This is a genomic window from Paraburkholderia sp. J94 (genome assembly GCF_905220285.1).
GTDB lineage: Bacteria > Pseudomonadota > Gammaproteobacteria > Burkholderiales > Burkholderiaceae > Paraburkholderia > Paraburkholderia tropica_A.
Map to the genome: position 1 here is coordinate 427200 of NZ_CAJMZH010000008.1, position 20036 is coordinate 447235.

Annotated in this window: 22 protein-coding genes; 10 read left to right on the plus strand and 12 right to left on the minus strand. The window is 67.9% G+C overall.

Going from position 1 to position 20036, the window contains the following annotated elements; translation table 11 throughout:
* Nucleotides 1-57 precede the first annotated feature (57 nt).
* Both sap1 and U4Y88_RS19875 read left to right on the plus strand, forming a co-directional pair.
* Nucleotides 58-396, plus strand: coding sequence for a surface attachment protein Sap1 (gene sap1 / locus U4Y88_RS19870; RefSeq protein ID WP_321785855.1), 339 nt, complete (start codon nucleotides 58-60; stop codon nucleotides 394-396).
* A 276-nt stretch (nucleotides 397-672) separates the two neighbouring features.
* A complete protein-coding gene (locus tag U4Y88_RS19875) occupies nucleotides 673-1227 on the plus strand; it encodes a YaeQ family protein (RefSeq protein WP_224018383.1) in 555 nt (184 codons plus the stop codon).
* Nucleotides 1228-1260: 33 nt separating this feature from the next.
* Here U4Y88_RS19875 and U4Y88_RS19880 read toward each other — a convergent pair whose 3' ends face one another.
* A complete protein-coding gene (locus U4Y88_RS19880; protein ID WP_224018381.1) occupies nucleotides 1261-1683 on the minus strand; it encodes a VOC family protein in 423 nt (140 codons plus the stop codon).
* 410 nt (nucleotides 1684-2093) lie between these two features.
* On the opposite strand from U4Y88_RS19880, the gene ada reads away from it, so the two are divergent.
* The 5 genes from ada to U4Y88_RS19905 all read left to right on the plus strand — a co-directional run bounded on the left by ada (nucleotide 2094) and on the right by U4Y88_RS19905 (nucleotide 7975).
* Nucleotides 2094-3338, plus strand: a complete 1245-nt coding sequence (ada, locus tag U4Y88_RS19885) for a bifunctional DNA-binding transcriptional regulator/O6-methylguanine-DNA methyltransferase Ada (RefSeq protein ID WP_321785810.1) — start codon at nucleotides 2094-2096, stop codon at nucleotides 3336-3338.
* A gap of 80 nt (nucleotides 3339-3418) precedes the next feature.
* Nucleotides 3419-4333 (plus strand): DNA-3-methyladenine glycosylase family protein, encoded by a 915-nt coding sequence (locus tag U4Y88_RS19890; RefSeq protein ID WP_321785857.1) that lies wholly within the window; start codon nucleotides 3419-3421, stop codon nucleotides 4331-4333.
* A 305-nt stretch (nucleotides 4334-4638) separates the two neighbouring features.
* Nucleotides 4639-6261, plus strand: a complete 1623-nt coding sequence (gshA, locus tag U4Y88_RS19895) for a glutamate--cysteine ligase (protein WP_321785811.1) — start codon at nucleotides 4639-4641, stop codon at nucleotides 6259-6261.
* A gap of 262 nt (nucleotides 6262-6523) precedes the next feature.
* Complete coding sequence (locus tag U4Y88_RS19900; RefSeq protein ID WP_310632417.1) at nucleotides 6524-7003, plus strand: hypothetical protein; 480 nt, start codon at nucleotides 6524-6526, stop codon at nucleotides 7001-7003.
* 243 nt (nucleotides 7004-7246) lie between these two features.
* The gene (locus U4Y88_RS19905; RefSeq protein ID WP_321785812.1) at nucleotides 7247-7975 is read left to right on the plus strand and encodes an OmpA family protein; all 729 of its coding nucleotides are present in this window, start codon (nucleotides 7247-7249) and stop codon (nucleotides 7973-7975) included.
* 79 nt (nucleotides 7976-8054) lie between these two features.
* On the opposite strand, the gene U4Y88_RS19910 is transcribed toward U4Y88_RS19905, so the two are convergent.
* Together U4Y88_RS19910 and U4Y88_RS19915 are read right to left on the minus strand one after the other, a co-directional pair.
* Nucleotides 8055-9638 carry a DHA2 family efflux MFS transporter permease subunit gene (locus U4Y88_RS19910; RefSeq protein ID WP_321785814.1) on the minus strand — a complete coding sequence of 528 codons (1584 nt, stop codon included), beginning with the start codon at nucleotides 9636-9638 and terminating at the stop codon, nucleotides 8055-8057.
* A gap of 181 nt (nucleotides 9639-9819) precedes the next feature.
* A complete protein-coding gene (locus U4Y88_RS19915; RefSeq protein ID WP_321785816.1) occupies nucleotides 9820-10359 on the minus strand; it encodes a MarR family transcriptional regulator in 540 nt (179 codons plus the stop codon).
* Nucleotides 10360-10605: 246 nt separating this feature from the next.
* Between U4Y88_RS19915 and U4Y88_RS19920 the strand changes: the two genes are divergently transcribed.
* The gene (locus U4Y88_RS19920) at nucleotides 10606-10932 is read left to right on the plus strand and encodes a hypothetical protein (protein ID WP_321785818.1); all 327 of its coding nucleotides are present in this window, start codon (nucleotides 10606-10608) and stop codon (nucleotides 10930-10932) included.
* 250 nt (nucleotides 10933-11182) lie between these two features.
* Nucleotides 11183-12838: an efflux transporter outer membrane subunit gene (locus tag U4Y88_RS19925; RefSeq protein ID WP_321785820.1), complete on the plus strand. Its 1656-nt coding sequence runs from the start codon at nucleotides 11183-11185 to the stop codon at nucleotides 12836-12838.
* 90 nt (nucleotides 12839-12928) lie between these two features.
* Here U4Y88_RS19925 and U4Y88_RS19930 read toward each other — a convergent pair whose 3' ends face one another.
* From U4Y88_RS19930 to gspG, 8 genes are all read right to left on the minus strand, one after another.
* The gene (locus tag U4Y88_RS19930) at nucleotides 12929-13708 is read right to left on the minus strand and encodes a type II secretion system protein N (RefSeq protein WP_224018363.1); all 780 of its coding nucleotides are present in this window, start codon (nucleotides 13706-13708) and stop codon (nucleotides 12929-12931) included.
* A gap of 22 nt (nucleotides 13709-13730) precedes the next feature.
* Complete coding sequence (locus U4Y88_RS19935; protein ID WP_224018405.1) at nucleotides 13731-14234, minus strand: type II secretion system protein M; 504 nt, start codon at nucleotides 14232-14234, stop codon at nucleotides 13731-13733.
* A gap of 23 nt (nucleotides 14235-14257) precedes the next feature.
* Entirely contained in the window at nucleotides 14258-15667 is a 1410-nt protein-coding gene (gene gspL, locus U4Y88_RS19940) for a type II secretion system protein GspL (RefSeq protein WP_321785822.1), read from the minus strand.
* Between the two features lie 34 nt (nucleotides 15668-15701).
* The gene (gspK, locus tag U4Y88_RS19945; RefSeq protein WP_321785824.1) at nucleotides 15702-16850 is read right to left on the minus strand and encodes a type II secretion system minor pseudopilin GspK; all 1149 of its coding nucleotides are present in this window, start codon (nucleotides 16848-16850) and stop codon (nucleotides 15702-15704) included.
* Nucleotides 16847-17524 carry a type II secretion system protein J gene (locus tag U4Y88_RS19950; RefSeq protein WP_321785826.1) on the minus strand — a complete coding sequence of 226 codons (678 nt, stop codon included), beginning with the start codon at nucleotides 17522-17524 and terminating at the stop codon, nucleotides 16847-16849. The genes gspK and U4Y88_RS19950 overlap by 4 nt, the downstream gene beginning before the upstream one ends.
* Complete coding sequence (gene gspI / locus U4Y88_RS19955) at nucleotides 17502-17942, minus strand: type II secretion system minor pseudopilin GspI (protein WP_415774468.1); 441 nt, start codon at nucleotides 17940-17942, stop codon at nucleotides 17502-17504. The genes U4Y88_RS19950 and gspI overlap by 23 nt, the downstream gene beginning before the upstream one ends.
* 1 nt (nucleotide 17943) lies before the next feature.
* Entirely contained in the window at nucleotides 17944-18468 is a 525-nt protein-coding gene (locus U4Y88_RS19960) for a GspH/FimT family pseudopilin (RefSeq protein ID WP_321785828.1), read from the minus strand.
* A 141-nt stretch (nucleotides 18469-18609) separates the two neighbouring features.
* A complete protein-coding gene (gene gspG, locus U4Y88_RS19965; RefSeq protein ID WP_224006783.1) occupies nucleotides 18610-19074 on the minus strand; it encodes a type II secretion system major pseudopilin GspG in 465 nt (154 codons plus the stop codon).
* A gap of 267 nt (nucleotides 19075-19341) precedes the next feature.
* Between gspG and U4Y88_RS19970 the strand changes: the two genes are divergently transcribed.
* The gene (locus U4Y88_RS19970; RefSeq protein ID WP_224006747.1) at nucleotides 19342-19755 is read left to right on the plus strand and encodes a general secretion pathway protein GspC; all 414 of its coding nucleotides are present in this window, start codon (nucleotides 19342-19344) and stop codon (nucleotides 19753-19755) included.
* A gap of 58 nt (nucleotides 19756-19813) precedes the next feature.
* Here the strand turns inward: U4Y88_RS19970 and U4Y88_RS19975 are convergent.
* A partial coding sequence (locus tag U4Y88_RS19975; protein WP_321785830.1) for a type II secretion system F family protein occupies nucleotides 19814-20036 on the minus strand: 223 nt, incomplete at its 5' end.

Consider the following 20036-nt stretch of genomic DNA (forward strand, 5'->3'; position numbering starts at 1 on the left):
GCTAACCGAAGTCAACAAACCCGCCCAGGAGGCAGAACAATGAAAGGGCTATCCGCAATGGCCGTGGCCGCTTGGGTCGTCGGCGCTTCGAGTTTCGCCGCCGCGCTACCGGCGCAGGCGCAAGAGGCGCCGGTCAAGCCACAACAGACCGTGCAGCTCAAACCGGGCGCGTACGGCTGCCTCTCCCGGGACAAGCTCGATGCCGTCTCCCAGCACGAGCAGGCCGGCGAGCATCAGCAGATGCAGGAATATTTCGCGGATTACCGCTGCCTCGCCACGCCCGAAAACCAGTCGTATCGCGTGGTGCGCGTCGTGGGCCACGACGTCGAGTTCGTGAACGCCGCCAACGCCGACGATCAGGGCCTCTGGACCAGCGACCGCTTCATCAAGCAATAAGCCGGTCTTCGCGCGCATTGCCGCCGACGCCGCGCACACACAGGCGCGGCGCGAGCGTTTGCTCGTCCCCGTCATCGTCACCGTTTCTGTTTCGCCCCCTTCATCGCGGCGTCATTTTCGCTTCCGATCATCAACGTGCATTCGGCGTCAAATCGACGTAAGCGTGACGTCGCCGTCTGATGAATCCGGCACAGCTCGTGCTGGAAACTCGCTATCATGTGCGGTTTTTGCGCGGCCACATGCCGTCGCAGCGGGTATCGAGGGGCGAAATTCGGCATGGCACTCAAATCGACCATCTTCAAGGCAGAACTGCAGATCGCGGACATGGACCGGCATTACTACGCCGACCATGCGCTGACGATCGCGTGCCATCCGTCGGAAACCAATGACCGGATGATGGTGCGCATCGCCGCCTTCGCGCTGTTCGCGGGCGAGCGTCTCGAATTCTGCAAGGGCCTGTCGGACACCGACGAGCCCGATCTGTGGAGCAAGGACTACACGGGCGCGATCCAGACCTGGATCGAAGTCGGCCAGCCCGACGAGCGCCGCATCGCCAAGGCGGCGGGGCGCGCGGATGAGGTGATCGTGATCGCCTACGGCGGCCGCACCTCGGACATCTGGTGGCAGGGCGTGCGCGGCAAGGTCGAACGTCTGCGCAACGTGACGGTCTGGTCGCTCGGCGAAGACGTGGCGGCCTCGCTCGGCAAGCTGGCCGAACGGACGATGCGCCTGCAATGCACGGTGCAGGACGGCGCCGCGTGGATCGGCAGCACGACGAGCGAGCCGGTGGCCGTCGAATGGACTGTGCTCAAGGCGCCCGAGAACGTCTGAGCGCCGTCCGCCGCAACTTGCGGCACTTCGGGGCTAGCCGTTCGGCGGCCCTTTCAGCTCCAGCATGTTGCCCTCGGGATCGAACAGATACAGCGAGGGCCCAAAACCTTCCGCGCCGTATCGCTCGACCACATCGCCGGGACGCGCGCCCAGCGCGGCGAGATGCGCCTTGAGCGCCGCGCCGTCGAACGGCTCCACGCGCAGACACAGATGATCCATGTTGCGGCCCGCGCCCGTCGGCGACACGCTGGCGTTGTCCGCCTTCTCACGGTCGAGCGGGCCGCCGATCGACACCAGATCGACCAGCGAGCGGCCCGCGCGCAGTTGCACGAGGCCGAGCTGCGCTTCCTCGCGTTCCACGCGGCAGCCGAGCACGTCGCAGTAAAACCGCGTCATGACGACAGGATCGGCGGCGCGAATCACCACGTGATCGATTTCGCGAATCTGGATTTGCATGACGTCCTCCGCCGATTGGCGTGTGCGGAAACGGTCATTGCAGTGTAGGGGAAGGCGGGGGACACACCGGACGCCGAGCGCGCTAAAAACGCTGGACGAAAAAAAGCCCGCTGCTGTGAGCGGGCTTAATCCATATCAGGAGGAGACATGGAGGAGACAGGAATCACTATACACAGCGGTCTGACGCGACGCAACAAGTTTTTAAGGGAAAACCCGCAATGGTGCCATTTTGTCGCAGTTGCACGTTGACAGGGCGGGCGTGCGCGTGAATGGTGCCCTTTTGTTCACCCGAACTTCACCCGCACTTCACCCGAACGACAGCGCAAGAACCGGCGCGCCGTGCTGCGCCCGAGCCTTTACAGTGGGACCATCGAGTGAGCTCAAGCACGAGCACCAGCGGGAGTCCTGACATGAACGCCATTCCGAACGACGCATCCCGAACCGTGACCGACAGCGCCAGGAGCAGCAAGGCCGACGCCGAGCGCTGGGCCGCCGTCCAGGCGCGCGACGCCCACGCCGACGGCCAGTTCTTCTACGCCGTGCGCACGACCGGCGTGTTCTGCCGTCCGTCCTGCGCATCGCGGCTGCCGCGCCGCGAGAACGTCGAGTTTTTCGCCGATGCGGACGCCGCGCGCGCCGCCGGCTATCGCGAATGCAAGCGCTGCCGTCCGGGCGGACTGCCGCGCGAACTCGACATCGTGCGCCGCGCCTGCGCCGCGCTCGACGCCGATCCGCCATCGCGCCTCACGCTCGCGCAGCTCGGCGAGGCTGTGCATCTGAGCCCGTTCCATCTGCAACGCCTGTTCAAGCGTGTGCTGGGCGTGTCGCCGCGTCAGTATCAGGCCGCGCGCCGCGGGGCCGTGCTGCGCGACGCGCTCGCCCAGGGCGCCGACGTCACGCGCGCCAGCGCCGATGCGGGCTTCAACTCATCGTCGCGGCTCTACGAGAGCGTGGCGGGCGAACTGGGCATGAAGCCGTCGGCGTTCCGGCGCAAGGGCGCGGGCCTGACGATCCGCTTCGCGAACGCGGCCACGCCGCTCGGCCGCGTGCTGATCGCGGCCACCGAGAAGGGCATCTGCCGCATCGCATTCGGCGACGATGGCGACGCGCTGACGGCCGGCCTGCGCGCCGACTTCGAAAACGCGCGATGCGTGGAAGACGCCGCCGCGCTCGCGCCGTTCGTCGCGCAGATCGACGCCTATCTGCACGGCCGCCGCGAGCGCTTCGACCTGCCGCTCGACGTGGCGCCGACGGCGTTCCAGCAGCGCGTCTGGGACGCGCTCCAGCACATTCCCTACGGCGAAACGCGCAGCTACACGCAGATCGCCGAAGCGCTGGGCGCGCCGCGCGCGGTGCGGGCGGTGGCGAGCGCCTGCGCGTCGAACCCGGTGGCCCTGGCGATTCCGTGCCATCGCGTCGTGCAGAAGGGCGGCTCGCTCGCGGGCTATCGCTGGGGCATCACGCGCAAGGCGGCGCTGCTCGACGCGGAAGCGCGCGCGGGCGAGGTGCGCCCCGATGCGGCACAATCGGCCAGGACTTCGATCGCGAAGCCCGCCGCTAAATCCGCCGCGAATTCGCCCGCGAATTCATCCGATCCAGCGGACCAGAAACCCCGCGCCAAACGCGCCGCAGCCACGCCGGAGACCGCCGCTTGAGCGCCGTCCAGTCGACATCCCGAACATCCCGGCCGACGCCGCCCAACCCGGCGTCCGGCACCGACTCCGCCACGCTCGAACTGCCGTTTCGCGCGCCCTACGACTGGCCGCGCGTGCTGCGCTTTTTCGGCGGCCGCGCGACGCCCGGCGTCGAAGCCGTCGAGGACGGCGCGTGGCTGCGCGCCATCGACTTCGCGGGCGCGAGCGGCACGCTCGCCGTGCGCCGCCACGCGCGCAAGCGCTGCCTCGTCGTGCAGATCGACGGGCCCGTGAGCGCGCACGCGCAGGCGCTCGCCGCGCCGCTCTCGCGCATGTTCGATCTTCAGGCCGATACGGCGGCCATCGGCGCGCATCTTTCGAGCGACCCGTGGCTCGCGCCGCTCATCGAGGCCGTGCCGGGGCTGCGCGTGCCGGGCGCGTGGTCGGGCTTCGAGCTGGTGGTGCGCGCGATCGTCGGGCAGCAGGTGAGCGTGAAGGCTGCGACGACCATCATCGGTCGGCTGGTTCAGCGCGTGGGCGAGCGCATCGACGGGCATCCGCACGCGCATACCGCGTGGCGTTTTCCGACGCCCGCCGCGCTCGGGGCCGCCGATCTCGCGGGCATCGGCATGCCGGGCAAACGCGTTGCGGCGCTGCAAGGCTTCGCGCGCGCGGTCGCGAGCGGCGAGGTCGCGATCGAACGCAGCAATCTGCCGGGCGCGGCGCAGGCAGGCGACGCCGCTGAACTCGACGCCATGCGCGCCGCGCTGCTCGCGCTGCCAGGCATCGGGCCGTGGACGGTCGAATACGTGGCGATGCGCGCGTGGCGCGATCCGAACGCCTGGCCCGCCACCGATCTCGTGCTGATGCAGGCCATCGCCGCGCGCGATCCGGCGCTCGTGCGTGCGACGCAGCAGCGCGCGCGCACCGACACCTGGCGTCCGTGGCGCGCGTATGCGGCGATGCATCTGTGGAACGAAATCGCCGATCGGGCGGGCGGGGCGCGCGGCGGCTGATACGCCCGATACATGGACGTGGCGGAACGTCGCGCAAACGCATCTCTGCAATCACATAAAAACCGTCGCGATCACGTCAACCCGACGTCAACCCCGCCTCAAACCGGCGTTGAAATCACGCCGATTCGACGTCCGCCCGCACGCGGCAGAACCGCCGCCGAACCCGCGCCACAGGCCGCAAAACCCCGCCCGAAGCGGCCTCAAGCAGGTCTTCCGGCGAGATGTTAAAGTGCCCGCTACCGAAAATATCCCTGTCGGCGGCGCGCGCAGCACCGTCTCGCCGGCCAGAGCCCGACCTGCCTTCAATGCCAGACACGACCTCCACACGCACGAACGACGTTCTCGCACAGCGCCTTTCCGTGCTGAGCGCCGGGCCGCAACGCGACGCGCTCACGCGCGGTCTGCGCGGCATCGAAAAGGAAAGCCTGCGGGTGACGCGCGACGGCCAGCTGGCCACGACGCCGCATGCCGCGGCGCTCGGTTCTGCGCTCACGCATCCGTCGCTCACGACCGATTATTCGGAAGCGTTGATCGAGATCATCACGCCCGCCGAACACGACGCCTCCATCACGCTCGACAAGCTCGACGAACTGCATCGCTTCGTCTACGGCGTGCTCGCGCGCGACGGCGAAATGCTGTGGAACGAATCGATGCCGGGCCTGCTGCCCGCGAGCGACGAGGGCATTCCCATCGCGCGTTACGGCAGCTCGAACATCGGCCAGCTGAAATACGTCTACCGGATGGGCCTCGCGCTGCGTTACGGGCGCACGATGCAGTGCATCGCGGGCATCCACTACAACTATTCGCTTAACGAAGACGTGTGGCGCACGCTGCACGCGCACGATCAGTCCACGGCCACGCAAACCGACTATCAGTCGGAGCGTTATCTCGCGCTGATCCGCAACTTCCGCCGCACGAGCTGGCTGCTGATGTACCTGTTCGGCGCGTCGCCCGCGCTCGACGCGCGCTTCCTGCGCGGCCGTCCGCACACGCTCGACACCTTCGACGCCGACACGCTCTATCTGCCGTACGCCACCAGCCTGCGCATGAGCGATCTCGGCTACTCGAACACCACGGGCCAGTCCGCGCTGCACGCCGATTACGACACGCTGCCCGGTTATCTCACAGCGCTCGCACAGGCCGTGAGCCAGCCGTATCCGCCTTACGAGGCGATCGGCACGCATCGCGACGGCGAGTGGGTGCAGATCAACACCAACGTGCTGCAGATCGAGAACGAGTTCTACTCGACGATCCGCCCGAAGCGCGTGACGTATCCGGGCGAGCGCCCGCTGCATGCGCTCGCCGCGCGCGGCGTGCAATACGTCGAAGTGCGCTGCATGGATATCGATCCGTTCGAGCCGACCGGTATCTCGCTCGAAGCCGCGCGTTTTCTCGACGCCTATCTGCTCGCCTGCGCATTCGATGAGAGCGCGTCGCTGCCGGAAGCCGATTACGCGGAAGCCAACGAGAACTTCGGCATCGTCACGAAGGAAGGGCGCAAGCCGGGGCTCGAACTCACGCGCAACGGCCAGCGCGTCGCGATGCAGGACTGGGCCACCGAGTTGTTCGCGAAGATCGAGCAGGCGGCTGCGCTGCTCGACGCGGCGAAGGGCGGCGACGAACATGCGCGCGCACTGGCCGCACAGCGCGCGAAGCTCGCCGATGCGTCGCTCACGCCGTCCGCGCGCGTGTTGAAGACGATGCGCGAGCAGCAGCAATCCTTCCTGCAATTTGCGCTCGTGCAAAGCGAGCGTCACGCGGCGTATTTCCTTTCGCGTCCGCTCGACGCCGAGGCCACGGCGCAGTTCGAAGCGCTCGCACGCGAATCGCTCGATCAGCAGGCCAAGCTCGAACGCGAGGAAGTCGGCTCGTTCGACGCCTTCGTCGCCGCCTATCGCGCCTACACGCTCAATCGCTACAGCGTTTGATCGCCGCGCCCGTCGCACGGCCGCGCCGCCGTCCAGCGGCGGCGCGTGTGGTGCAGGTGGTGCATGTGGTGCGTGCTCGATCGCGCCGGGTATCGCTTTTGCTCGAAACACTGGCGCGCCCACGCAGTCCAATGTCATATTGGCGCCGCGCGCGCAACGTCACGCATCGCTGCGCGCGCCGCCCTTGTCACACGAACCTCACACCAACGACAAACGACCGGCGCGCGCACGCCGCGCGCCCATTCTGCGAGGAACCCACGCGATGAAACGAATCCTGCCGATCCTGCTCTGCGTGACGGCGGCGGCCTGCGCGCCGCGCGGTCAGGTCAATCCCGACGTGATGCAGATCGCCACCGCGCCGCTCACCTGCGGCGATCAGCCCGAGTGCGACATCTGGTGGCAACGCGCCCAGGACTGGGTGCGCGGCCATTCGAAGTACGAAGTGCAAACCGCCACCGACACGCTGATCCAGACCACCGGCCCCGGCGGCGGCAAGCGTGCGCTGGCCTACGAAATCACGAAGACGAAGAACCCCGACGGCACGACCACGATCGGTTTCGCGGCGCACTGCGACAGTTCGATCGGCTGCAAGCCCGATCCGTGGGCCGCGGGCGCGGCCTTCAAGCAGTACGTGCGCACCGGCGTCGAGCAGCCGGTCCACGACCAGGCCGGCGACGAAGCCGACTCGGGCAAGACCACCGCCACCGCGCCGGCCTCGGCGCCCGCCGCCGCGGCGCAATGAAGTCGGCATAGCGTCGACGCAGTGTCGGAGCGACGCCTTCGGGCGTTGCCCCGATCCGCATTCGATCGCACTGCCGCCTGGCGGCACGATCGAATGCAGTCCGAACGATTATCGCGATTCGAATCACTCCGATTACGCATTTAAGCCGTTTCTGATGGAACAGCAGCGCCGAGGCCTCGTAACCTTGGCGCTGGTTCGGCCCGCGCCGGGCAGTTCACTCTTATTCCATCACTCGAATCGACAATGAAAATGCGACTTCTGCCTGCTAGTGCGCTCGCCGTCCCGCTGGCCGCTCTTTTCGTCGCGGCTGCAGGCTGCACCACGGCATCGGGGCCTTTGCACAATCTCGACATCGTTACGCTCGCGAATGGCACGCAAGCCTATCGCGTGCAGTGTCTGGGCCTGCTCGAAAGCTCGAAGGCCTGTATGAAGAAGGTCAACGAGATCTGCGGCGACAAGCAGCCGCTGCGCGTCTCGGCAGTCGACCGTGCGGCGTCGGGCTTCGTGCCCGAAAACGACCCGCGTGAAATCATGTTCATCTGCCAGGCACCGCAACCGGTCGTGCAGCCGCACGTCGCACCGCCGCCTCCGCCGCCCCCGCCTGTCGACACGCGGCCGCAAACCATCACGCTGAACGCCGACGCCAACTTCGCGTTCGACAAGTCCGACCTGCTGCCCGCGGGCAAGCAGGCGCTCGACCAGTTCATCCAGCAGAGCGACGGCGTGAACATCGGCACCGTCGTCATCAACGGCCATACGGACTCGAAGGGCACGAAGGCCTACAACGACCGCCTCTCGCTGCGCCGCGCGCAGTCGGTGCGCAACTATCTGCAATCGCACGGGCTGCACGCGGGCCAGTATGAGGTGAACGGTTATGGCTTCTCGAAGCCGGTCGCCTCGAACGCTTCGGCCGAGGGCCGCGCGAAGAACCGCCGCGTCGAGATCCAGACGAGCGGCATCACGGCGCGCTAATCGCGCTCGCCAATCGTTCTGAACGCTCTGAACGTTTTCGTTCTCAACGTTCAGAGCGCACCAGGCGCGGGACCGGGCCTCAATGGCCCATCGACGGTCCCGCGCCTTTTCTTGGCTTCGTCGCCCACACCAGCAGCGCCAGCACCACGAACACCGCGCACGAAATGCGGAAGAAGTCGTTGGTCGCCATCATGTAGCCCTGCGACGTCACCACATCGTTTATTTTCGCCGTCACGCTTTGGCCCGCGTAACCGAGCGTCTTCAGCGCGTCCTGATACGCAATCGTGTTCGCCGAATACGGATTCACCGACTCCGAGAGCACTGCGTGGTGATAGATCGCATCGTCTTCCCAGAAGGTCGTGCTGACCGCCGTGCCGATCGCGCCCGAGAGCGTGCGCAGAAAGTTCGAGAGTCCCGACGCGCTTGCGAGCTGCTCGTCGGAGACGCTGGAGAGCGTGATCGTCGTCATCGGCACGAAGAAGCAGGCCACGCCGATGCCCTGCACGAGACGCGGCAGGATCACGTCATTGAAGGACACATCGAGCGTGAAGGTCGAATTCCAGATCGACACCAGCGCGAACACGATGAACGCGAAGCTCGCCACCATGCGCAGGTCGAGCTTGTGCATATTGCGTCCGATCAAGGGCGATAGCACGAGCGCGAGCAGCCCCACGGGCGCGGTCGCGAGGCCCGCGATGCCGGCGGTGTAGCCCATCACCGTTTGCAGCCAGAGCGGGAAGATCACGACCGAGCCGAAGAAGGCCATGAAGCCGAACGAGACGATGGTGGCGCCGAGCGCGAAGTTGCGGTCGCGGAACAGCGAGAGATCGACCACCGGCTCTTTTTCCGTCGCCTCCCACGCGAGCATGAACGCGAGCGACACCACCGCGATGATCGCGAGCGCGACGATGAACTTCGAGCTGAACCAGTCGCGGTCCTTGCCGAGGTCGAGCATCATTTGCAGGCACGACACGCCGATCACGAGCAGCGCGAGGCCCACGGCATCGATGCGCTGTTTCGTGATTTTCGTTTCGCGGCCGCGCAGCAGCAGGAACGCGCACACGCCGGAAAATAGCCCGATCGGCACGTTGATGTAGAAGATCCACGGCCACGTGTAGTTGTCGGTGATATAGCCGCCCATCACCGGGCCGAAGATCGGCGCGACGATCACCGTCATCGCCCAGAGGCCGAGCGCGAGCCCGCGTTTTTCGGGCGGGTAGGAGCGCATGAGGATGGTCTGCGAGAGCGGCACCATCGGACCGGAGACGAGCCCCTGCACGAGCCGGAACGCGATCAGCGTCTCGAAGTTCGTGGCGAAGCCGCAGGCCGCCGACGCGATCGTGAACAGCAGCACCGAGAGCGTGAAAAGGCGCACTTCACCCACGCGGCGCGCGAGCCAGCCCGTGAGCGGCACGGCGATGGCCGAGGCCACCGAGTACGAGGAGATGACCCACGTGCCCTCGCTGTTGGCCACGCCGAGGTTGCCCGAAATGGTCGGGACGGCGACGTTGGCGATCGAAGTGTCGAGCACTTCCATGAAGGTGCCGAGCGCGAGGCCCACGGTGAGCAGCGCGAGCGTGCCGCCCGAAAGGGGCGCAGGTGGCGCTGGCTGTGCGGGTGTCTGCGGCGGCGCGCCGGCCGGCGCGGCGGTGGATGCGTCCATCTTCAGTGTCCTTGCGGTGCTTTCAATGAGGCAGACCGTTGCCGCGTGCAAGCAGCCGGGTAGGGCTTGCGGCCGACGATTTCGTGTCGTGGCATTCTCTGCCCAGACAGGTATTCACTTGCAGAAGGGCCCGAATACAGCGTTGCGAGCGGCCCAAAGGAGGCCGCCGGGCGGCCAGTTCTTATGCGCCGTTATCGACGCCGCTATCGGCGCCTGAATCGCCTTCCGCCGGGCCGTCCGGGCATTCGGCGCCCGTACAGACCGCGCTGGTTTCGGCGTCATTGGCGATAAAGCGCTGCAGCAGATGCACGAGCGTCGTGACTTCCTCGGCGGAAAAGCCGCGCAATTGGTCATCCATCACCGTGGCGATGGCGTCGGGCAATTGCTGCGCCGCGTCGCGTCCCAGCGGCGTGAGCACGAGTTCGACGACGCGGCGGTCCGACTGGCTGCGCTGACGCAGCAGGAAACCTTTGCGCTCCAGGCGGTCGAGCATGCGCGTCATCGAACCGGTGTCGTACGAGAGCACGCGCGACATCTCGTTGGGCGTGCGCGCGCGTTCGTACCAGAGCAGCAGGATCACGCCGATCTGCGACGAGGTGAGCCCGAGCGGCGCAACCGCGCGGTCCATGCGGGTGGCCAGCACGTTGCGGGCCGTCGACAGGAAGTAGCCGAGACTCGGCACGACGCCGACTTTGCTGGACATGTTGGAGCCGTCGCTCATGGGGAAAGCACTCTCATCGCAGGCAAACGAAACTGGCGAATTCTAGCCCGAGAATTTTCTGCCTGGGCAGGAATTTCGGTGATTGCCTCGCAGCATTCGTCATCGATTCGTCGCTATCGCGGCGTAAAAACAACAACGGATTTGATGCGCTGCAAAGTATGTTGTGAATTGATTGCATAGTCAATATTATTGCAGGCAACCACTTACACTCCACAGATTCCCTTTTTCGACGACGTAGCTCGCGCCATGCTTTACCTCAAACACGCGCTCGGCGGCATTGGCCGCTCGGTTCATAGCACTGCCAGGCTTGCCTTTGCGCAAGCAGGCGGGGCGGCGCGTTGGCGCAAGCTCGCGCTCTACGCGGGCATGTTCCTCCTGCCCGGCGGTTCGGTGGCGGTCGTGCTGATGCTGTGGTCCGACTGGCGTCGCGCGCGGCGCGGCGATGCCGCGAGCACGGGCGCGGCAAGCGCAGCGAGTGGCGCAAGCACGGCCAATACGAAAAACGAAGCCAACCCGCCGGCTTCGGCGGCCGTCCGTCTGCTTTGCGCGGCGGGCTGCCGTAACGACGCGTAATCTGCACCTCACACGCCGTAACACATCCGTCCCTGTTCCCGGCTTAACCTTACAGATTGCGCGCGACGCGCGGCGCGTGCGCTACCATTGCCGCTCCGCGCGAACGCCGCGCAATCCGTGTCCGCGCGCCTTCGGCCAGATCCGCCGCGCGCCGGTCACGTCGCCTTACCGATTACACCGTTCATCGCCGCGCACGGCGCGTTCGCTTTTGTTCGCTTGTTCGCCAGCCGCATCGACAGGAATTCCTTGCATGTCCCGCCGTCACGATCGTCACGCCTCTCATGCCGCTGATGGCGCGTTCGCCGCTCGCGACGCCCAGCACGTCCCGTCTGCCGGCGCGCGCCGCGCACCGAAGCTCGCGCTGCTGGGCGCGGCCTCGGCGCTCGCGTTCGCCCTGGGCGGCTGCGCGGTCGGGCCTGACTATCACCGCCCGGACAGCGCCGTGCCCGCGGCCTACAAGGAAGCGCCCGAAGGCTGGAAGGTCGCACAGCCCGCCGACGCCGCCGACCGTGGCCCGTGGTGGCTGATCTACGACGACGCGCAGCTCAACGGCCTGATGGACCAGCTCAACGCGAACAACCAGACCGTCGCGCAGTACGCCGCGGCTTACCGCCAGGCGCGCGCGCTGGTCGGCGAGGCGCGCGCCGCGTACTTCCCGGTCGTGAGCGCGTCGTTCGCGGGCACACGCTCGCGCACGCCCACGCGCGTCTCGAACTCGAGCGGCACGATCTCCAATAACGTCAATCTGGGCCTCGACGCCACCTGGGAACCCGACCTCTGGGGCAAGGTGAGCCGCACGGTCAGCTCGGAGGAAGCGAGCCAGCAGGGCGCGGCCGCCGATCTCGCGAACGCGCGCCTGTCCGCGCAAGCCACGCTCGCGCAGACGTACTTCACGCTGCGCGCGCTCGACGCCCAGCAAAAGCTGCTCGACGACACCGTCGCGGCCTATGAGAAGTCGCTGAAACTCACGCAGAACCAGTACGCGCAAGGCGTGGCGGGCCGCGCCGACGTGATCCAGGCACAGACGCAGCTGCAATCCGCGCAAGCCTCGGCCATCGACAACGGCGTGGCGCGCGCGCAGGACGAGCACGCGATCGCCGTGCTGGTCGGCCAGCCGGCCTCGTCGTTCTCGATTCCGGTGTCGCCGCTCGCGGCCACCCCGCCCGTCGTGCCGGTCACGATGCCGTCGGCGCTGCTGGAGCGGCGTCCCGACATCGCCTCGGCGGAACGCAAGGCAGCGTCGGCCAACGAGCAGATCGGCGTGGCGATCGCGGCGTTTTTCCCGACGCTCACGCTCTCGGCGAGCGGCGGCTTCGAAAGCTCGGTGTTTTCGCAGTTGCTGCAGATGCCGTCGCGCTTCTGGACGCTCGGGCCGTCGCTTGCGGCCACGGTGTTCGACGCGGGTCTGCGCCGCGCGCAGACCGAAGCGGCGCGCGCGGCCTACGACCAGCAGGTCGCCACCTATCGGCAGACCGTGCTGGCCGCGTTCCAGGACGTCGAGGACAACCTCGCGTCGCAGCGCATCCTCGCGCAGGAAATCGTCGTGCAGCAGCAGGCGGTGGACTCGGCGCTGCACGCGCTTGCCATCGTCACGAACGAATACAAGGCGGGCACGGTCGATTACGTCAACGTGCTGACCGCACAGAGCACGGCGTTCACCGCGCAGCAGAAGCTCGCGAGTCTCGCGGGGCAGCGCATGGTGTCGTCGGTGGGGCTCGTGAAGGCGCTCGGCGGCGGCTGGGACGCCTCGCAGATGGACCGCGAGACCGGCAGCGTGAGCGCGCCTGCGCCGGTGGCGGCATCGGGCGCGGCGGCGGATCAGGTCAAGGCGCCGGGTTCGGCCTCGACGCAGCCAACCGCGACGGAAGCGGCCACGCAGGGCGCTCCGGGCGCGCGGGCGCAGTAACGCCATCACACGCACTGCAACGAAATACGGCGGCCTGAGCCGCCGTTTTTCGTTTACGCGATGCGTCCGCGTGAAATTCGCGCGCGCCGATCAGCGCATGAAGTTCAGCGCCACCGTGCCGGGCCCAACCGGCCGTCCCAGCAGATTGAGCAGTCCGGCGAGATTCTCGCGCTGCTCGGGCGTCGCGCTCGCGGTGCCGTTGAACATCGACGAATTGCGCGAGAAGGTGCCGTGGCCGTCGAGCAGCAGCGGCCCTTTCTGCGTCTTCAGATCGAGTGTCGACGACGCGCCTTGCGCCTGCAACACCGCCTCATACGACCCGAGCGGCTTGACCAGCGAGACGCGCGAGCTCATGTCGCCGAGCGTGACCGTGAGCCGCCCGAACGCATCGGTGCCGAACACGCGCCAGGGCGTCCACGCGAGCCGCACGTTGCCGTCCAGATCGAGCGTGTTGAACGGCGCGCCGAGCCCCGCGAGCAGCGAGGCCGGCACCGCGATCGCGCCCGCCGTGACGTTCGCGCCGCGCAGCGTCGCTTCCACGTCGACGGGATCGGGCATCGCCTCCGTCTGACGCATCTGCAGGCGCACGCGGCCCGTGAGCAGCGCCCAGAACGAGGCGCGCCATTCGATGCGGCCCGGCAGCAGCGTCGCGCCCTGCGTGTCGTGGCCCGCCGCGAGCATCAGCGTGGCCGAACCGCGCCACAGCGAGCCCTGCGGATCGACGAGATTGACATGACCCTGCGTGGCGCGCGCGAACTGCGGCGCGATCCACGCGGCGGGCAGGCGCACGAGCAGGACGACGGCCACCGAGACGATCGCGACGAACAGCCAGGGCAGCGCGGCGCGCACGCGCCGCATCCAGTAAGACATGAAGCGTTTCTCCCGGCCGTGCTCAGTGGGCGTTCGCGCTTTGCAGCGACGCGGTCAGATCGACCTGGCCGTCGGTCTTGAGCGCCGTGATGTGCGCCTCGACCACCTGCACCTTGAACTGCTTGCGCACGTCGTCGAGCCAGGCCGACCACGCGGGGAACGACGCATTCTTCAACTGCACCTGCACCGAGCTGCCGATCAGCTGCACCTGCGCGCCCGGCATGCCGTGATCGGCCAGCGAAGCGGTCAGCGCATCCTTGAGCGCCTGGCCGCCCGGCGCGACGCTCGCCGCCGCGCCCGCGAGCGAGCGCGCCTCGTCGGCCTGCGCGGTCATCTGCGCAAGCTGGCGCTGCATCGCAGGCAGGTTCTGGCGCAGCTTGGCGCGGCCGTCGGCGGCGGGCGCCCACAGCACCGAATAGCCGATCGCCAGGGCCAGCAGCGCGCCGCCCCAGGTCAGCAGCGTCTTTTCGCGCGCCGTGCGCGCGTCCCAGAAATTGCCCCACTGCTCCTGCCACAGTTCGGCCAAAGCGCCGCTTCCCGCCGATGTCTTCACGATGCGCTCCTGATGGTCCACTTGCCGCTGCTGCTGTCCTGCGTGCCCGCGAGGCCGTTGCGCGCGAGGCGTTTGTTGAGATCCGCGTCGATGTTCACGCCGGGTTTGAAGGTCACGTCGAGACGCCGGTCGTGATAGTCGAGCGCCGCGATCGCGTTCACCGGCACGGGACCGAGCGAGCGCGCGAGGCCGTCGGCGAGCGCGAGGAAATCGTCGGGCGACGGTTCGCCCGCCGCCACGCGCAGCTGCGAGAGCTGGCGCGCCATCTGGCCCGCCGGGTCGAGCACCACAGTCGTCTTGGGAAACGCGTTGAGCAGCAGTTCGGTCATCTGCGCGCTCATGGCGTCCTGCTGGCGCGAGAGCATCAGCCACTGCACATTGGCGCCGACGATCGCCACCACCAGCGACGCCACCACCAGCGCGATCGGCACGCGCAGACGGCGCAGCGTCGCGCGGTCGAGACGCCACGGCTGCGCGGCGAACTCGAACTGGCACAAGTCGAACTTGCTGGCGAGCGCGCGTTTGGCGAGCGTCTCGAAGGCCAGCGGCTGCGCGCCGGGGAAGGCGGCCAGCGCGGCGGCCTTGCTGGCCGCGCTCGCGGGCTCGCCCGGCAAGCCGGTCAGCACGTAGCGCGTGACGGGCGCGTCGCCGGCCAGCGCCGCCACGGTGGCCGCGACGCTCGCCGCCGGCACCGCGAAGCCTTCTGCCGCCGCGCCGCGCACGATCGCGAGTTCGAGCAGTCCGCTCGCGCCGAGGGAGGCGGACGCCGGCAGCGCCACATCGGGCAGCAGCGTGGGCGCCGTCGACATCACCGGGCCAAACACGCAGGCCGTCACCGGCGTGATTGCGGGCGCGACGCCAGCGGCAGCGGAGGCGGCGGCGCTTGTGGGCGCGCCGTCCCTGGCGCTTTCAGCGGCTCCAGAGGCTTCGGCGTCGGCCGTTGCGGCTTCCGCCACGACGCTCTGCGCGGCGGGCAGGCAGCGCGCCACCGGCACCGCGCGCACGTTGCGATGCCCCGCGCCCGTGAAGCCCTCGACGAGAAAGCGGAACCAGCCGCGATCGATCGCGGCCACGGTCTGCCGGCCGTCGGGCTGGCGCGCGGGATCGAGCGCCAGATGGCAGGTCTGCGGATCCTGGATCAGATGATCCTCGACGACGTTCGGCAGCGCCTGGCGCAGCCGCGGCCCCTTGAGCGGCGGCACGGTCGCGGACACGGTCAGCAGGTCGCGCGCGGCGATCAGCAGCACGGTCGCCGGCGCTTTCGGCAACAAGCCGAGCGCCGAGCGGCCCGCACGCTGCGTGTTGCCCGCCTTGTCGAGCAGCAGGAACGGCAGTTCCGGCAACTGCCATTCCTGCGAGTGAACCGCCGGATCGCGGGGCGGCATCAGGACGATCAGCGTGCTCAAACGCACCTCTTTTCGATGTTGGACTGGTACGGTTTCATGGTTCGTCACGCACGCGCACGATGCGCGTCGTATGGGTCAGCGTATCGCGCCAGACGAGCGTGGTCCGGTCCACCACGGCGCGCTCGTGCTGCACGCGCCCGTGGATCAGAAAATAGCTCGAATTGACGTCGCAGAGCGAGGTGTCGATGCCCGTTTGCGGGACACCGGAGCCCTCCAGCGCAAGCTGCACGTCGCTGAGATTGCGGAAAAACACGGTCTGACGGCGCGCCACGAAGGCCTGCGCGCTCGACAGGCTCATGCCCTGAACGGTCGCGGCCACGACTTCGGCGGGCGCGGTATTCATGTTCACGGGCGTGGTGGTCGGCAGGATCGTCACGAACGGGCGCAGCCGCGCGACGATGTCGGGCGTGAAGCCGGGCACGTCCTGCAGCGCGTCGACGCTCGTCATCAGGATGGGCGCGCTGCCGCTGTTGCCGTCGGAATCGGAGAGGCCGGGATTGCTGCTGAAATTCGTGCCGCCGCTGCCGCCGCCCACTTGCTGCGTGCTCGATGTGGTGCTGCCCGGCGTCGAGCCGGTCTGGAAGCGCGTGACCGAATAGTTGAGGCCCGAGCGCAGAAAGACGGCGGCGTTCTTGGCCAGTTGCCCGTCGATGCCGAGCAGTTGCAGCAGGCGCGCGAACACCTGGATCTGCGTGAGATTGAGTTGCAGCGCGCCCGGCGCGGGCGTCGACACGAGGTTGCGCAGATTGAAGCGCGCCTGCGCGTCTTCGATGGAGCCGGACACCCACGTGTCCTGGCCTTGCTCCGCGCGCACGTCGCCGATCTGGCCGAGGAAATCGGACAGCCGCGTCTTCGCGACCGGCATGCCCCACGCGCCGCCCAGATAGGTCACGCCCGCCGAGGTATCGGCTTCGGAGCGCAGCACGAGGCGCGTCCAGTCGAGCGCGCCGCGCGAGATCCACTGCGCCTGCGCGAGCAGCCGCTGGTTTTCGATGCGCCGCAGCTGCACCTGCTGGCGCCACAGCATGCCCGACACGAGGATCGCCGAAAGCGCCACCACGAGCAGCGCGCTGATGATCGCCGCGCCGCGTTGCCTGCGGCGCAGCCGCGGCGCGGGCGAAGCAATGCGCGAAGAACGATACGAAGTAGCACGAAGGCGAGAACGAAGGCGGCGCACGTTCATTCTCCGATCACGAAAACGCGCGTCACGGGCCGCGCGAGCGAGCGCGCGCCGATGCTCACCTGCAAGCCCGTCACCGCGCGCGGCACCGGCGCGTTGCCGAGCTGCGGCACCTTCACGTTGTTGTTGTTCGCGTTCAGCTGGCCGCGCACGTCGCCCATGTTCGAGGTCCAGCCGACCTTCGGCACATAGAGGCGCGCGTCGATCGAGCCCACGCCCTGCATCATCGGCAGGGCGCTCCAGGCGTCCGATTCGCCGCCGCGCTGCGCGCGCCGCAGTGCGCCCACGGTCGCCAGCGGCGGCGACGCGTAGCGCACCACCCGGCCATCCGACACGCGATAGCGCACCACTTGCAGACGCGGCGGCGCACCCGGCGGCACCGCGAACGCGCGCACGATCTGCAGCGCGCCGCCCTCGACCGAGACGGCTGGGCCGCCCGCTTCGTCGTCGCTGACGGCCATGCGCGCGTCGATGCGCATCTGGTCGAAGGTGAGCGCGAACACGCGCTCCTCGGCCATCGACTGGCTGATGATGTTGCGCCCGCGCACGATCTGGTCGAGCCCGCGCCACGCGAGAATCGCGACCACCGCGAGGATCGCGATGGCGACCAGCAGTTCGATCAGCGTGAAGCCGGCGGCGCGGCGCAGCGCGCGATCACAGCGACCGGTTCGTTTCATTGCCGATCACCGTGACGAGTTGCGCGAGATTGCCGGCGCGGCCCGGCGTCGTCACCGACACCTCCACGCGGCGAAATACCGGATTGGGCGTGGACGCCACGCGCTGCGTGCACATGAGCGCCAGATTGCCCTGCGAGCAGTCGAAACTGCGCTGGCCGATGTCGGGCCAGACATGCGAGAGATGGAGCTGCGCGAGCGCGTTGTCGGCGCTCCAGCCGGCCAGCAGGCGGTCGTGCAGATCGGCTTCGCTGGCCGCGAGGCTGCCGACCGCGCGCAGCGAGGCCGCGAGCGCGATCGCCACGATCGCGAGCGCGACCAGCACTTCGATCATCGTGAAGCCGCGCGCGGCGCGCGGCGCGAAACGTTCAGGACGGCCAGGACGGCCTGAACGAGGGCCGAAGCGGGCAGGGCGGCGCATCTCAACGCACCTCGAAGCGGCCGGTGCCGGTGCCGACGATGGTCGCGCGGCCCACGGCGGAGAACAGCGTGATCTGCACAGGCTGATCGACGGCCTCGGTGCCGAACACGACGCGGCTCGCCTGCGAGTCGTCGGCGCCCGGATAGTTGATCACCACGCCCGTCACGCCGCCTTCCCAATGGCGCGGGCCGAGCAGATCGTCGCGCAGCGGACGCCAGCCGTCCTCGGTGCGCACGTCGAAGCGAAAACCGCCCGAGAGCGGCTGCCACGCGATGGGCTGCGCGCGCACCTGCGCCTCGTCGCCCGCCGATTCGAGCAGCAGCGCGACGCGCTGCGCCTCTTCGTTGAGATCGGTGCGCGGATTGCGCGTGAGCGAGATCGACGCGAGCGAGACCAGCAAGCCCGCGATCATCAGCACAACGAGCATTTCCAGCAGCGTGAAGCCCGCCGCGCGCGCGCGTGACGGCTCGCGGTCCGACGCACGGACCGGCGCGCGGACACAGCGGCGGGAAGAACTAGAGCGCATGAGGCTGGAAAAAGCGGGCTGGATGAGGCTGGGTTCGGATGGTCGAATGCGTTGAATACGTTGAATACGTCGAATGCTGCTGCGGCGGCGCGCCACGCATGCCGCTTGCATGACAAGCAGGCGCGCGTGGCGTGGCGTCGCTTACTGCCAGGAGCCGACGTCGGCGTCGTTGCCTTCGCCGCCCGGCTTGCCGTCGGCGCCGTAGCTGAACACGTCGATTTCGCCGTGCACGCCCGGATTCAGATACTGGTACGGATTGCCCCACGGATCGTTGGGCAGGCGCTCGAGATAACCGCCGTCCTTCCAGTTGTTCGGCACCGGGTCGGTGGTGGGCTTCTGGATCAGCGCCTGCAAGCCCTGGTCCTGAGTCGGATAGCGGCCGTTGTCGAGGCGATAGAGCTTCATCGCCTGCATCACCGTGCCGATGTCCTGCTTCGCCGCGACGCGGCGCGCTTCGTCGGGACGGCTCATGATCTTCGGCACGATCAGCGCGGCCAGAATGCCGAGGATCGCGATCACGACCATGATTTCGATCAGCGTGAAACCGCGCTGGCGGCGCCCCTCGATTTGTGCACGGCCGAATTGCGTCCGTTTTTGGGCCCACATGGACATGACTTCTTTCCCTCCTCGCTAAAAATCGTTGCGGCGCACCGTTGCGCGCCGCACTCCGTCCTGCACGCGAACCAGGCGTTCGCGTCTCTGTGACGGGTCATTGTAATGTCACACGATGACGCCTTCGCGACCCGTTTCCGAAGTCCCTTTCCGCGCCTTTCACGCCGCTCGTCCACCGCGTTGTGGAGGCCCGCCTCAGGTTGCGCGGACGGCCCTCGCGGTGCCATCAAAACGCCCACAATACTCCGTACAATGGTGCGCATGAACCCACTGCAAATCCGCCTCCTGTCACTCGCCGCCTTCGCGGCCTTTTGCGCCACGGCTGCGTGGTGGACGCTCGAAATCGCCACCACGCGCGCCGCGCCCGTGCAGGCCGCCGCCGCCCAGGCGCCGGTGTCGCTCGACCAGGCGGGCACGCTGTTCGGCGGCAAGCTCGAACGCAGCGCCGTGCAGGACATTCACCTGTTCGGCATCCTCGCGCTTGCGCAAGGCGCGGCGGCCATCCTGAGCGTCGGCGGCGAACCGGCCAAGGCCGTCTCGCTCGGCGGCCCGATCAGCCAGGACTCGAAGCTCGCCGAAGTGCGCGCGCGCTCGATCATCATCGACCGCCATGGCGTGCGCTCGGAAATCGCGCTGCCCGCCAACGCTGCGGGCCCGACCATCTACGTGCGCTGATACGCGGTTCGAAGGCGCGTCGCCGCGCCTTTTTTCACTGCCGACTTCACTGCCGACTTCACTGCACCAGATTATTCAATTCGATGATCGGCAGCATCACCGCGAGCACGATCACCAGCACGACGCCGCCCATTGCCAGAATCAATAGCGGCTCCAGCAAACTCGTCAGAAACATCGTGCGTCGTTCGAGTTCGCGTGCTTCGCCTTCGGCTGCACGATCGAGCATCGTCGTAACGTCGCCGGTGGCTTCGCCTGAACGGATCAGATGGACGAGCACCGGA

Excerpts from the sequence above, each read along its gene's own strand:
- sap1 (WP_321785855.1), top strand. The coding sequence starts at position 58 with ATGGCCGTGGCCGCTTGGGTCGTCGGCGCTTCGAGTTTCGCCGCCGCG.
- U4Y88_RS19875 (WP_224018383.1), top strand. The coding sequence starts at position 673 with ATGGCACTCAAATCGACCATCTTCAAGGCAGAACTGCAGATCGCGGAC.
- U4Y88_RS19880 (WP_224018381.1), bottom strand. The coding sequence starts at position 1,683 with ATGCAAATCCAGATTCGCGAAATCGATCACGTGGTGATTCGCGCCGCC.
- ada (WP_321785810.1), top strand. The coding sequence starts at position 2,094 with ATGAACGCCATTCCGAACGACGCATCCCGAACCGTGACCGACAGCGCC.
- gshA (WP_321785811.1), top strand. The coding sequence starts at position 4,639 with ATGCCAGACACGACCTCCACACGCACGAACGACGTTCTCGCACAGCGC.
- U4Y88_RS19900 (WP_310632417.1), top strand. The coding sequence starts at position 6,524 with ATGAAACGAATCCTGCCGATCCTGCTCTGCGTGACGGCGGCGGCCTGC.
- U4Y88_RS19905 (WP_321785812.1), top strand. The coding sequence starts at position 7,247 with ATGAAAATGCGACTTCTGCCTGCTAGTGCGCTCGCCGTCCCGCTGGCC.
- U4Y88_RS19910 (WP_321785814.1), bottom strand. The coding sequence starts at position 9,638 with ATGGACGCATCCACCGCCGCGCCGGCCGGCGCGCCGCCGCAGACACCC.
- U4Y88_RS19915 (WP_321785816.1), bottom strand. The coding sequence starts at position 10,359 with ATGAGCGACGGCTCCAACATGTCCAGCAAAGTCGGCGTCGTGCCGAGT.
- U4Y88_RS19920 (WP_321785818.1), top strand. The coding sequence starts at position 10,606 with ATGCTTTACCTCAAACACGCGCTCGGCGGCATTGGCCGCTCGGTTCAT.
- U4Y88_RS19925 (WP_321785820.1), top strand. The coding sequence starts at position 11,183 with ATGTCCCGCCGTCACGATCGTCACGCCTCTCATGCCGCTGATGGCGCG.
- U4Y88_RS19930 (WP_224018363.1), bottom strand. The coding sequence starts at position 13,708 with ATGTCTTACTGGATGCGGCGCGTGCGCGCCGCGCTGCCCTGGCTGTTC.
- gspK (WP_321785824.1), bottom strand. The coding sequence starts at position 16,850 with ATGAACGTGCGCCGCCTTCGTTCTCGCCTTCGTGCTACTTCGTATCGT.
- U4Y88_RS19950 (WP_321785826.1), bottom strand. The coding sequence starts at position 17,524 with ATGAAACGAACCGGTCGCTGTGATCGCGCGCTGCGCCGCGCCGCCGGC.
- gspI (WP_415774468.1), bottom strand. The coding sequence starts at position 17,942 with ATGCGCCGCCCTGCCCGCTTCGGCCCTCGTTCAGGCCGTCCTGGCCGT.
- U4Y88_RS19960 (WP_321785828.1), bottom strand. The coding sequence starts at position 18,468 with ATGCGCTCTAGTTCTTCCCGCCGCTGTGTCCGCGCGCCGGTCCGTGCG.
- gspG (WP_224006783.1), bottom strand. The coding sequence starts at position 19,074 with ATGTGGGCCCAAAAACGGACGCAATTCGGCCGTGCACAAATCGAGGGG.
- U4Y88_RS19970 (WP_224006747.1), top strand. The coding sequence starts at position 19,342 with ATGAACCCACTGCAAATCCGCCTCCTGTCACTCGCCGCCTTCGCGGCC.